General features: G+C 52.8%; 12 protein-coding genes and 1 pseudogene. 7 read left to right on the top strand and 6 right to left on the bottom strand.

The features are described from left to right. Positions 1–199 precede the first annotated feature (199 nt). Complete coding sequence (gene recR / locus MUN86_RS05820) at positions 200–814, bottom strand: recombination mediator RecR (RefSeq protein ID WP_245122864.1); 615 nt, start codon at positions 812–814, stop codon at positions 200–202. Between the two features lie 98 nt (positions 815–912). Further along, the gene (locus MUN86_RS05815) at positions 913–1,194 is read right to left on the bottom strand and encodes an ATP-dependent Clp protease adaptor ClpS (protein ID WP_245122861.1); all 282 of its coding nucleotides are present in this window, start codon (positions 1,192–1,194) and stop codon (positions 913–915) included. A 333-nt stretch (positions 1,195–1,527) separates the two neighbouring features. Here MUN86_RS05815 and MUN86_RS05810 point away from each other — a divergent pair, with 333 nt between their 5' ends. Together MUN86_RS05810 and MUN86_RS05805 are read left to right on the top strand one after the other, a co-directional pair. Next, positions 1,528–2,085, top strand: coding sequence for a hypothetical protein (locus MUN86_RS05810; RefSeq protein ID WP_245122858.1), 558 nt, complete (start codon positions 1,528–1,530; stop codon positions 2,083–2,085). Positions 2,086–2,245: 160 nt separating this feature from the next. Then, positions 2,246–2,968: a hypothetical protein gene (locus tag MUN86_RS05805; RefSeq protein WP_245122855.1), complete on the top strand. Its 723-nt coding sequence runs from the start codon at positions 2,246–2,248 to the stop codon at positions 2,966–2,968. 93 nt (positions 2,969–3,061) lie between these two features. On the opposite strand, the gene MUN86_RS05800 is transcribed toward MUN86_RS05805, so the two are convergent. Beyond that, positions 3,062–3,754 carry a YceI family protein gene (locus tag MUN86_RS05800; RefSeq protein ID WP_245122853.1) on the bottom strand — a complete coding sequence of 231 codons (693 nt, stop codon included), beginning with the start codon at positions 3,752–3,754 and terminating at the stop codon, positions 3,062–3,064. 53 nt (positions 3,755–3,807) lie between these two features. Next, positions 3,808–4,254, bottom strand: a complete 447-nt coding sequence (locus MUN86_RS05795) for a MarR family winged helix-turn-helix transcriptional regulator (protein ID WP_245122850.1) — start codon at positions 4,252–4,254, stop codon at positions 3,808–3,810. Between the two features lie 161 nt (positions 4,255–4,415). Between MUN86_RS05795 and MUN86_RS05790 the strand changes: the two genes are divergently transcribed. Continuing rightward, entirely contained in the window at positions 4,416–5,003 is a 588-nt protein-coding gene (locus MUN86_RS05790; RefSeq protein ID WP_245122847.1) for a DUF6799 domain-containing protein, read from the top strand. A 121-nt stretch (positions 5,004–5,124) separates the two neighbouring features. Here MUN86_RS05790 and MUN86_RS05785 read toward each other — a convergent pair whose 3' ends face one another. Next, the gene (locus MUN86_RS05785; protein ID WP_245122845.1) at positions 5,125–5,865 is read right to left on the bottom strand and encodes an enolase C-terminal domain-like protein; all 741 of its coding nucleotides are present in this window, start codon (positions 5,863–5,865) and stop codon (positions 5,125–5,127) included. A gap of 552 nt (positions 5,866–6,417) precedes the next feature. On the opposite strand from MUN86_RS05785, the gene MUN86_RS05780 reads away from it, so the two are divergent. Next, entirely contained in the window at positions 6,418–7,788 is a 1,371-nt protein-coding gene (locus tag MUN86_RS05780) for a dicarboxylate/amino acid:cation symporter (protein ID WP_245122842.1), read from the top strand. Between the two features lie 145 nt (positions 7,789–7,933). Continuing rightward, positions 7,934–9,047 (top strand): annotated as a pseudogene (gene dinB / locus MUN86_RS05775) (DNA polymerase IV). Positions 9,048–9,078: 31 nt separating this feature from the next. Here the strand turns inward: dinB and MUN86_RS05770 are convergent. Then, positions 9,079–9,723, bottom strand: a complete 645-nt coding sequence (locus tag MUN86_RS05770; RefSeq protein ID WP_245122839.1) for a sce7726 family protein — start codon at positions 9,721–9,723, stop codon at positions 9,079–9,081. 261 nt (positions 9,724–9,984) lie between these two features. Between MUN86_RS05770 and MUN86_RS05765 the strand changes: the two genes are divergently transcribed. Both MUN86_RS05765 and MUN86_RS05760 read left to right on the top strand, forming a co-directional pair. After that, complete coding sequence (locus tag MUN86_RS05765; protein ID WP_245122838.1) at positions 9,985–10,893, top strand: T9SS type A sorting domain-containing protein; 909 nt, start codon at positions 9,985–9,987, stop codon at positions 10,891–10,893. A 211-nt stretch (positions 10,894–11,104) separates the two neighbouring features. Then, positions 11,105–11,635 carry a hypothetical protein gene (locus MUN86_RS05760; protein WP_245122835.1) on the top strand — a complete coding sequence of 177 codons (531 nt, stop codon included), beginning with the start codon at positions 11,105–11,107 and terminating at the stop codon, positions 11,633–11,635. The last annotated feature ends 32 nt before the right edge of the window (positions 11,636–11,667 follow it).

Genomic DNA, 11,667 nt, shown 5'->3' with positions numbered 1-11,667 from the left:
GTAGCAAAGGTTGGACGGCAAACATAGACACCAAGACCCACATATTCAGTATACAAAGCCGTACATCAACAGCCGAAAGCTACTCCAAAGCAGGTACGCTGCTCAGTGGAATATGGATTGACGAGAAACTACATCCAACAAAAAAGGCCACCACTTAGCGTGGTGACCTTCCAAGAAGTGAGGGTGATGTGAATGCTTTTTATTTGGCTTGGCGCTGCCGCTCTACTATGCTACGGCCAAGCGTGATTTCATCGGCATACTCCAACTCGCCGCCCATTGGAATACCGCGGGCAATCGAGCTGATGTGTACTTCGGCAAAGTCGCGCAGCCTGCGCGAAAGATAGAAAGCAGTGGTATCGCCTTCCATGGTAGGGCTGATGGCCAGAATTACTTCCTTGATTTCTGAGTCGGATGCGCTGATGCGTCCCACCAACGAGTCGATTTGCAGATCACTAGGGCCTACACCTTCGATAGGCGAAATAACGCCACCGAGCACATGGTAGCCGCCTTTATACTGACCCGTGTTTTCGATGGCAATTACGTCGCGAATGTCCGACACCACGCAAATGGTGCTATGGTCGCGGAGCTTATTGGCGCAAATGGTGCACTCAGGCGTATCGGAAATGTTGTGGCAAGTGTCGCAATAGCGTATCTCGAAGCGCATTTTGGCCAGTGCCTCGGCCAATGAAGCGGTGGTATCCGTTTCGGCTTTGAGCAGATGGAGCGCTAGGCGCAACGCAGTTTTTTTACCGATGCCGGGCAGCTTGGACAGTTCCCCAACGGCGTTTTCAATCAGTTTAGAAGGAAAATCCATTCAGTAGTAAATAGTTGAATGGTTGAACTGTCAAGTAAATAGTTGTGCTGGCAGGGTGGCAAAACAACCTGCTAACCAATCCTCAACAAGTCAACCACTTATAAAACGTCGGCCGAAATGCCTCGGTCGTGGATGGCGGTGCACATGGCCGCCAATTCATCGTAGACACCGTGCTTTACGGTGCACTGCCCTTTGTAGTGGATGAGCAAGGTGCACTGCTCGGCCTGTTCCGGCTCGTGGCCGCACACATCGATGAGAGTTTTGATGACGTGGTCGAAAGTATTGATGTCGTCGTTGTATACAATTAGGTCACGCACATCAGTGGTTTCTTCCAACAACAAGACGTCTTCGTCGTAGTCGATTTGTGGTTTGCTATTCATGGTACAAAAGTACGTAAAAACGAGCAAAAAAACGGGATTGGTGGCTTCTACCGGCCTTATATAACCCCTTGAAAGGCAGAAACGTTTCGGCGCTTTCGGGAAAGTATTGCTTACTGCCCAACAAATATTTTTGGGTTCCTTTGAAGTTAAATAAGCTCATAAACTGTAAAAGAAACTCCTGCTCAGCCGCGGCACCACAACTGAAGCGGCAGTGGAGCAACATAGGCTAGAACCACGTTGAAGTCATCGCCGCCAGAAGCTTGTAGCTCGACCAATAGCTAGCTGCTTCGTTTCTGCTTTACTTTCCAGTCAAATTCGCTGCTTCATTCTGCTATGCCCGTTCCATCCGCTGACTTCAAAAAAGCCATCAACCGCCTCTCCGATAAGGAAAAAGAAACCCTCCTCCTCCGCGCCGCACGCCGCGACGCCGAGCTCTATGACACGCTCAGCTTCGAACTGCTACCCGATGTGACCGTCGAAACCGTGTTCGAGGAATCTTCCGATCGAATTCACGAGCTATTTGCGGTAGGTGCTACGGGCCGGTTACTTAATCGTAGCCTCACGAAAGCCCTCCAAAAAGCTATAAAGGAAGTAACTCGCGCCCGCCGCATCACCAAAGACAAGCGCCTGGAAATCGACCTCAACCTCTACATTCTACGCCTGATCTTCGACAACTACTCTGGCCAGTTCGACAGTGTATACGGTGGGTTCTACACGGCTACAGCCCGCTTAGCCGCTCGCACTACGCAATTAATCGTCAGCAACCTGCACGAGGATTTATGGCTGGAATACAAATCAGACATAGACGACTTTCTAAGTCAGCTACATGCGCGTAATAAAAGTCACTCGCTCAAATTCGTCTTACCGCGCGAGCTCACCATTCCTGATTAATAATCATTAACAGCGAAATAGGCCGTATTGCATCCTGATAGGATAATATTTTAATAGACCGTGAATCTATAGTTAGCCATCTGTAAATGAAATATGAAGCGGTTAGCTTTGGCTGTTCAATTTTTCATTTACCTGTTTTTCTACAATTTTCACTCTATTTATGTTTAAGCATTTTACTCGCTTTTTAGCATTCGGATCTATACTTGTAAGCACAAGTTGCGCTGGCAGCTACACAGCAATCCAGCCCAGCCGTATTAGCACATATCAGTCCACTACTACAGCTTCGCCAGTTGAATTCAGCTATCAATACAGTGCGCTAATTGCGCACGGCGGCAACAAGAAGTACCTAAAGAAAGAGCGCAAGTTTGGCTACCAGGTAGTTGCTGTTAAGGTTAAGAATAACACAAGTGCTGCTTTACAGTTTGGTCGCGACTTAGAGCTATCGTTTGGTGACCGTCCTATTGCCCCAGTGCCCGCTGTGCAGGCCGCCAACGACCTCAAACAAGGAGTAGCCATATATCTGCTGTATATACTAGGCATCGGGCAGGTTGGCGGTACCACTGATCCATACACCGGCCAGACTACGGGCGGCACCTTGCTACCATGGGGTCCATTTGTGGCCGCTGGCAACATGATAGGTGCTGGCATGGCTAATACAAACCTGCGTAAAGAGTTTATGCAGTATGACATGGCTAATAAGATAATTCGGCCTGGTGAAACTGCTTATGGGATAGTAAGCTTGCGAGAAAACAATGTTGCGCCACTTCGTTTATCGCTCCGCAACCAAGCCGCTTCTTCAACTCCGGCTCAACCCACGCAGTTGCCAACTGCTCCGGCAGCCCCAGCTAGTTCCCCTGCTCCTGCCACTGGATCGGGCCGTTAAAAACCCAAACACATCCAAGACATTATAAAAAAAGCCCTACTGGCAATTGTCAGCAGGGCTTTTCAATATTAATCAAGAAGATTTCCGAGGAAATTACTTGGATGCTTTAGCTGGCTTAGCGGAAGCGCTTTCGCCGGGCTCATTCTTAGCAATAACGTTGAAGCTCATCGTGAACTCATCCATGATGGCTTTGTCACCGATGCTTTCGAAGAACGACTTCGAGCCATATTTGATGTCGAACTTGGTACGGTCGATAGTGGCGGTACCGCTGGCAGAAGCCAAGTTGCCTTTTACGCCCACTTTAGCGGGAAAGCTGATGGGCTTGGTGATGCCTTTGATGGTCAGGTCGCCGGTAATGGTGGCGTTGTTGCCAGCAGCATCAGCTTTCATTGGCGTTACTTTCGTGATGTTGAAAGTAGACGTTGGGTTTTTGTCGATGGAGAAGAAATCATCGGAACGAAGATGGCCCAGCAATTTGCCGTTGGTTTCGGCATCCTTGATGTCCTCGATTTTCAACGAGTTCATATCCACGGTGAACATGCCACCTACGATCTGGTTGCCACGCACGACTACAGTGCCGTCTTTGAACTGCACGTTGCCGTTGTGCTGACCCGTAACCTTCTTGCCTACCCAGCCCAGGGTGCTCAATTGTGTCTGGAGCTTGAACGTTTTATCGGCAGCCTTGTGGCTGGAAACTGGGGCTTTGTCGGTTGAAGGCGCGCCGGCCATTGCAGGAGCTACGAGCACCGAAAATGCTAACAGAGCTGGCAAAATAATCTTTTTCATGAGTAAGGCGAGTGTGAAAATGGGAGTAAAAGGGAGAGTAACTGAGAAGACCGTCAGTCGCGGATTTTATCTAATAAGTCGCTGAGCTGCGTGACTTCGTCGTCGGTTAGCTTGTTGAGCAGCGGCTCACGCTCAAGAATTTTGTCTATTTCAAGCAATAAGGCTAGGCCCGAATCCGTGATGCAGATATCGACGGCGCGGCGGTTGCTAGGGCACACTGTGCGCGTCACAAGCTTTTTGGCTTCCAGCTTATCGACAATACGGGAAGCGTTGCTGGTCTTATCCAGCATGCGCTCTATGAGCAGATTGACGGTAGCAGGCTTAGGATGCTGACCGCGCAGAATACGGAGTATGTTGAACTGCGGCAGCGTAATGCCGAATTGCTTGAACTGGCTTGAGTTGCGCTGCTGCACCCACCCGGCGGTGTATACTAGGTTGATTAACCCCTTCTGAAAGGCATCTTTAAAGACTGGCTGTTTGATTTCGTCTTCTATTTTCATGATAAGGAAAAGGGTACCTTGGAAAGGCGTTGCAAATATATGTACATACATTTAATGTTGCAACACCGTTTCCAAAAATATTTTAAATTATTAATTCACTTATTTCAGCAGATAGCCGTTTTGTGCTATTCATCGTAAAAAGCAGCCTTTCATTTTGCTTCATGAATATACTGCATAAGCTACTTTTTCTGCTGCTATTCTTCTCATCTGCTCTTGCCGCCCCACATCAGATTGCGGCTCAATCCAAAACCGCGCCACCTGCCGGGACAATTGCCACTAATTCAACGGACCGGTTTGTTCTGCAAGATGGTGCTGTTGTGTTGGTGCAAGGAAGTCGTTCAAGTCCGCTTTCCAAGAATGTGATGCTGTCTAATGGCACCAAAATAAATTATAAAAGCGGAATAGTCGAATTTGCGACGGGTAAGAAAACGACGCTCCGAGAAGGCGACTACGTGAAAATGAACGGCGACATTGTGTATGCCACGCCTGCCAGCGCCGCCGCAGCCCGCAGCGACAATTCGGTACCGGCTACTGCGCAATACAACAAGTATGTGGAGCGCGGTACCACTGTCACAAGCACTGCCGTAGCGGCAACGCCCGTTTCCGAGGAACTGACGGGCTTACTCACGCGCAAAATTCAGCTCCTGAACCAGAAGATCAGCTTGATGACACCCAATCCTGCCAACCAAGCGGCTTTGGACAAGCTCAACCAGCAACTCAAGACGCTCGATGCGCAAATAAATCGATGAAGCTCTCCTTGTCGAAATGGGCTTTATGTGTCCAGATGGTGCAAGAGCCCCTCTTCTTCGCGAACTAAGCCGAATGGCTCATTCTGAACGATAAGTAAGCCATCTAAGTCGCAGATTTCGGCTAGGCCACTGATTTGCAGTGCCCCCAGATTGCCAACGAAGTTTCGACCATGCACCCCATCATGGTTTGGAGGCCATACGCTCGGGTTTCGCGCAAAATACGTAGCCCGTTACGGTAGCCACCTGCCTTCATAAGCTTCATGTTTACGCCGTGAAACTGCTGCGCTATGGCTTCGAAATCGGCTGAGTCCGTTACGGATTCATCGGCGAAGAGCGGCCAAGGCGAGCGGCTACGCATATACTGGTAGTCGGTGGCGTGAGTGGCGGGCAGGGGCTGCTCGAGTAGGCGCACCTGCAAGCCGGGCAAAGGTGACACTCGCTCCACAAAAGTCAGCACAGCATCGGCATCCTTCCAAGCTTCGTTGCCGTCGATGATGAGTGGCCGGCCGGGCAGCAGGCGCGTGATTTCGCGCAATAGGTCGTAGCCGCTTTCCTCGTTCACTTTCACTTTCAGAATCTGAAAGCGGGCCATCTGCTGCTCTCGCACAAACTCGGCTACTTCGCCGGGGGCCATGATAGGCAGCGTAAAGGCCGTGGGTACGGCGCGGGCTGGTTCGGGGGCGCCTAGCCATTGCCAGACCGGCTGACCCGCCTCAGTTGCGGCCCACTGCACAAACGCCGATTCGATGGCAAAGCGCAAGGCGTGTGCCGGTGGATGGGCCGCCAAAAACTCCTGCAACTCACCCTCAGTCCGTATTCTATCTAAGCCCGCATGCAGCAAAGCTGTGAACTCTAGCTGCAAGGCTTCGGGAGTTTCGCCGTAGCGAATATTGGGAGCTGCCTCCCCATTCCGACGGGTCCTCCTTTCGAATCCTGCACCCGAACTATCAGGTTGGTTTTAGTGGTAGAGGCGTTGCGCGAGATTTTCCAAGTGAAGCGCAACGGTAAGATGAGCGGGGTGAGCGTCCAGACAAGCATGCAGTAACGAGAAAAACCAAAGCTAGCAGTATAAGCGCCTATATTCGACTCTGTCAAACGACTAGTTACCTTTTATTGTAACCAACTAACTGTTTGCTGCTAAGACACGGCTGCGCTTTAGTGCCGCCGATGATGCCACGCTTGCGATGCGCAGGGTTAAACAGTTCGCTTAGTCACCTCCGTCAATAGGGCCGTAATGTGGTCTTGTTGGCGTTGTTGAACCTCCAGAATAAATTGGGTTGTTGAGTGCAAACCACAGACAGCCGATAGGGAAGCCCAAAAACCTATCTTTGCTACCTTCACCCTCCTTCCCTTTGCTGCCGCGTATGAAGTTTTCGCGACTTGTCCCGTCGTTCTAGTCCTGGCCCTAGTGGCTGTGTTGCTTACTGTTCTCTCCAATTATCAGCTACTTTCCCTCGACCCCGCAGTGGCTCGAGCAGCGCGCTGGTTGTTTCTGGCTGCCTTTGTGGCCTATGGTGTTCAACGCCGCTCCCTCACGTTCTGGATTGTGGTTAGCATGTTTGTTGGGGCCGAAATTGGCAATGACTTCCCGGAATTTGCCGTAAACCTGAAGGTGCTTAGTGACGTGTTCTTGCGGCTCGTCAAAACTATTATTGCGCCGCTGGTATTTGCCACGCTGGTGGTAGGCATTGCTGGCCACGCCGACTTAAAGCAAGTGGGCAAAATGGGCCTCAAGGCCCTGGTGTACTTCGAGGTTATTACCACGTTTGCCCTTTTTATCGGGTTGGCGGCCATTAACCTCACCAAGGCTGGGGTCGGCATCAGCCAAGCGGGTGTAGCCGCCGAAGCCGAGAAGCTGGAGCCCGTGAAGCAAACGACTTCGGATATTATCCTGCACATCTTCCCTGAGAACATTGCCAAATCGGTGGCCGAAGGGCAGGTTTTGCAAGTGGTGGTATTTGCCATCATCTTCGCTATCGGGCTGGCGATGGTGCATCAGAACAAGCGCCGCCCGATGCTGGAAATAATCGACAGCTTGTCGGAGGTGATGTTTAAATTCACCAACGTAGTCATGTTCTTTGCCCCAATTGGGGTGGGTGGCGCCTTGGCGTACACCGTGGGTAAGATGGGTTTCGAGCCGCTTAAGAATGCTTTTTATCTGCTGCTTACGCTCTATGCGGCGCTGCTGGCGTTCTTGCTGCTGGTGTTGCTGCCCGTGGCGTTGCTGATGCGCATTCCGGTTAAGCGTTTTGTACAAGCCATTGCCGAACCTGTGAGTATCGCCTTTGCTACCACGTCGTCGGAGGCCGCGTTGCCGCGGGCTATGGAAGCCATGGAAGGCATCGGGGTTCCGCGCCGTATTGTGGCTTTTGTGATGCCAACTGGCTACTCCTTCAACCTCGATGGCACTACGCTTTACTTGTCGTTGGCGGCAGTGTTTGTGGCGCAGGCCGCGGGCGTTGATTTGTCGTTTGGGCAGCAGCTCGTGATGGTGTTTACGCTGATGCTTACTTCTAAGGGTGTAGCGGGCGTACCGCGGGCGTCCCTCGTGATTTTGCTGGCTACGGTGGCTTCGTTCAACTTGCCTTCCTGGCCGGTGTTCATCATCCTGGGCATTGATGCCTTGATGGACATGGCCCGGACTGCGGTCAACGTAATCGGCAACTGCCTGGCTACGGCCGTAGTGGCCCGCTGGGAAGGTGAATTCGTTGACAACTATGTAGCTCCCGAGCCCATTGAAGGCTTAGCGGAAGTTGATAGCAGCTTGGTCCAGCAGTCACATTAGCACCTGGCTCTTACTGTCAAATCTTGGCCTCTGCCCTTCTCTGGGTGGGGGCTTTTTTGTGCCTGATGCGTTATCAATTCAGGCTGAATTACGAGCAAGCGTCCGTTGTTAAAATCTGCCTTTGTGGAAGGCGCAGGTCCCGGCTATGCGCTTTATCTTCGTGTTTTCAGGAGCAACAAAAGTGGAGCAGGAACTACAGCGCAAGATTATTCATCTGGACATGGATGCTTTCTATGCCTCGGTGGAACAGCGCGACCAGCCTGCTCTACGCGGCCGACCAGTGGCCGTAGGCGGCTCGCGCCAGCGGGGGTGGTAGCAGCGGCCAGCTATGAGGCGCGGCAGTTTGGCGTGCGCTCAGCCATGGCCTCGTCGGTGGCGTTGCGCAAGTGCCCAAACTTGGTGTTTGTGAAGCCGCGCTTCGAAGTATACAAGGAAGTTTCGCGGCAGATACGGGCCATTTTTGCCGAATACACGCCGCTGATCGAGCCTTTGTCGCTTGACGAAGCCTACCTCGACGTGACGCACAACCTAAAGCAAATCAGTTCGGCCACGCAGCTAGCGCAGGAAATTAGGGCTCGGATCTTGGCCGAAACACAACTAACCGCTTCGGCGGGCATTTCCTATAATAAATTCCTGGCCAAGCTGGCGTCCGATTACCGTAAGCCCAACGGACAATTCGTAATCAAGCCGCACGAAGGATTGGCATTTGTAGAAACGCTCACGGTTGGGCAGTTTCACGGCATTGGGCCGGCCACGGTGGCCCGGCTAAACCAGCTCGGCATTTTTACGGGCTTAGACCTGCGCCAGCAAACGGAGGCGTTTCTGCGGCAGCATTTCGGCAAGGCCGGTACGCACTACTACCACATTGCCCGCGCCGAAGACCACCGCCCGGTAGTGGCCGATCGAGTACGCAAATCCATAGGCTCGGAAAATACCTTCGAGCACGACTTACTAACGCACGAGGAGTTACTGGCCGGGCTCCAACCAATCCTAGAATCCGTGTGGGCGACCAGCCAGCGCGTTGGTGCGGCGGGCCGCACCTTGACCCTCAAGGTGAAATATGCCGACTTCCGGCAGATTACCCGGAGTCGCACCTTCTTGGCTTCCATTCGCACGCCCGAGCTCTTAGCCCAAGTCAGCCATGAATTGCTGGCGGCCCTGATGCCGCTGCCGCTTGGGGTACGCCTACTAGGCGTAGCACTCTCTACTCTCGAAACAGAAATAGAAGCCCCGGACAGCAACTGATGCTGCGGTTCTAACCAATAGAGGCCGCACTTTTGGTTAAGACTTTCAAATGGAACGCGGCGTTGACTTCGCTGGCTGCCGGCGTTTTTTGGGCTTGCGCTTCGGTTTGCGACGCCGGGTCCCGAGGCGCTGGCGCTCGGCTTTACGCTCGGCGCGGGCCTCCAAGCGCTGGGGCAGCCGGGCCGTAAGTTGCTCCCGCACATATTGCGCCAGCACCGAAAGTGGAATAGAATGCGCGTTGCGTACCACATTTAGCACCTCCCGTCGGCGCAACCAGCTCACACCGGTTAGGCCCCGGGCCATCAGGAACTGGCGGACTTCTTCCAGCAGCAGCAAGTCCGCCACGGCAGCCCGCTCGACGGTGGCGTTGTAGAGAGCCGGCCGGTGCACGCGCAACTGGCCCGGCGAGGCCACTAGCACTCCAACCCATTCGGGCAGTAAAGGCAGCAGCTTGGGTAAGTGCTTCTCGGTGACAATGAAGGAAACGAAATCGTAGGCGCCGGCATAGCACCCTAGCTGCCGACTTACCCGCTGAAGCGTATCCCCGTCGCCTTTCACCTCATATCCGTGCATGAACTGCTCGGTGATGTGCACTACATCAACGCGGGTACTGCCAGTGGGCAGTTCATCGACGTACACGCCGCCCGTGAGCAGCGGATAAAGTAGGGCGCGGATTTCTGGGTCATTCATTGCGAGCCACAAGATACAGTACTCATAGCGTTGGAAAAGTATCTGGTGTGCCCCATGTTCTATCTGGCCTCTTCCTACCTCGCTTCCTGCGCGACTTCCTCCAGGAAAGAGGTGAACCGAGGGTGAGGTCTGCTTCCAAGCGACAACATGGCTGTTAGCAATCAACCAGTGTAGTTGCAGGAATAAATTTTCAGTTGGCGCGTTAAACTCCGCCTTTGTTGCTTGATCTATGAAAATGAAAACAGCACACCTTCTTTTGCGATGAAAACAACCCTATTTAAGTCGCTGGCACTGGTTTTTGCGCTTCTGACCACGGCCCTAACTGTCCCTGCCCGTGCTGGGCAGCCCAAAGACAACCATCCAGTGCGCCGCGAAATGCAGGCGTATATCGAGCAGAATATGCTGCCCGTGGTGCGACAGCAGCGCCAGAAGCTAGAAACCCAGCTCGCCACCGCCGACAAAGCGCAACTCGCCATTTACCGCACCCAACTCAAAGAAGTGCGTCAGCGCAGTCAAGCGCTGCGGCAGAGCTTCCGCAACACCCCAAGTGCTGCTCCTAACACCACTGAGCCTACTAGCCCGCGCACTCCCCTTTCCGAAGCGCAGCAACAGCAACTTCAGCAGCTCCGCACCGAAACTCGGACCATCATGCAACAGGTGAACCAGATGGCCGAAAAGTATGCCAGCAACATCTCGCAGGTGCTCCAAGAAGTGCAACCGCAGAAAGAGAAATGGGCAACTGATATGCAGGCTATTGTAGTTAAAAATACTACGCCCGAGCAGCAAGAGAAGCTAAGCCACTTCCGAGGAGGCCGCATGCACCACCGGGTTGGAGCCGGCAGGTTGTTGCGCCCTACTGCTTTCCTTCTGCTAGACCCCGCCGCTCCCACAGCCACGCCTACAACATCTGACCTTGGCAGCACTAGCTTATACCCGAACCCAGCAGTGGCTACCAATCAACTGGAGTATACCGTAACGAAGGCAGGCCCCGTAACCGTGGAACTGCTCGACGGCCGCGGCAATACGGTGCGCACTGTGGCGCAAGAAGTCAAGGAAGAGAAAGGCGTACACACCCTGCAAGTGCACCTCGCCGATTTGCCCAAAGGCACCTACTATTACAAAATCACCACCCGCACGGGCTCAGAAACTAAGCGCTTCGTGAAAGAATAAGCGGCTCCCTTTTGCCGTTACAAAGCCAACTTCGCTACGAAGTTGGCTTTTTCGTTTCGTTGTCTTCCCTTGTTAATACTTAATAGGTGAAACGGTTAGCTGAAGCACCGTCGAAGGCTGCGCTTGCGTAACTCAAACCAACATTTTATGATAGTCAGGTTGCCTTTGGATATGCGCGTGCCTGCTCGAATCCCTTCTATCTTTGCACTCTATGTTCCGTAACCCGCTTACCTGGCTCCTGCTGCTGATTGCCTCTACTGCCCTCGCTGCCTGCTGTGGCTCTGTGCCCTGCGACTGTCGGGATGAGCTAGACGATGCATTGGTTTTTCGTTTCAACACCGACGTTTCTACAACTCAAGGCTTTCGACCCGAAGAGCTTAGTACAGTATACATCCGGCGCGTACCGCTCGATTCTGCACAAAAACCTATAAGTGAGACCATTGCAGTGACTGGTGGCCGGCGTCCGACCGTGCAAACCGTAACCATCAACAACTCCCAACCCTTTGTTCAGAGCGGCACCCGCAAGCTCGACGAATACCGATACACTATCTACCTAGGCACGCGCAGAGCCCCTACTGATAGCTTTATCGTTTCGAACATAAGGTTGTTGGATGATACCGAAGCCGACGGCTGCTGCTCCTGCAATGTCAATCTTGTGAAAAAGCTACAAGTTAATGACGGTCCAGATCTGGATTTGTCTAAGGAATTGTCGGACACGGTACTGCTTAGTCGGAAAAGGTAAGCCCGACTGAACGTCCGTTGGGAGGATGAGTT

Source organism: Hymenobacter volaticus (genome assembly GCF_022921055.1).
GTDB classification, from domain to species: Bacteria; Bacteroidota; Bacteroidia; order Cytophagales; family Hymenobacteraceae; genus Hymenobacter; species Hymenobacter volaticus.
Note: the sequence above shows the minus strand (reverse complement) of the source record. Positions and strands in the feature narration are given on the sequence as shown.

Coding starts and splice junctions, on each gene's coding strand:
- recR (WP_245122864.1), bottom strand. CDS start 814: ATGGATTTTCCTTCTAAACTGATTGAAAACGCCGTTGGGGAACTGTCC.
- MUN86_RS05815 (WP_245122861.1), bottom strand. CDS start 1,194: ATGAATAGCAAACCACAAATCGACTACGACGAAGACGTCTTGTTGTTG.
- MUN86_RS05810 (WP_245122858.1), top strand. CDS start 1,528: ATGCCCGTTCCATCCGCTGACTTCAAAAAAGCCATCAACCGCCTCTCC.
- MUN86_RS05805 (WP_245122855.1), top strand. CDS start 2,246: ATGTTTAAGCATTTTACTCGCTTTTTAGCATTCGGATCTATACTTGTA.
- MUN86_RS05800 (WP_245122853.1), bottom strand. CDS start 3,754: ATGAAAAAGATTATTTTGCCAGCTCTGTTAGCATTTTCGGTGCTCGTA.
- MUN86_RS05795 (WP_245122850.1), bottom strand. CDS start 4,254: ATGAAAATAGAAGACGAAATCAAACAGCCAGTCTTTAAAGATGCCTTT.
- MUN86_RS05790 (WP_245122847.1), top strand. CDS start 4,416: ATGAATATACTGCATAAGCTACTTTTTCTGCTGCTATTCTTCTCATCT.
- MUN86_RS05770 (WP_245122839.1), bottom strand. CDS start 9,723: ATGAATGACCCAGAAATCCGCGCCCTACTTTATCCGCTGCTCACGGGC.
- MUN86_RS05765 (WP_245122838.1), top strand. CDS start 9,985: ATGAAAACAACCCTATTTAAGTCGCTGGCACTGGTTTTTGCGCTTCTG.
- MUN86_RS05760 (WP_245122835.1), top strand. CDS start 11,105: ATGTTCCGTAACCCGCTTACCTGGCTCCTGCTGCTGATTGCCTCTACT.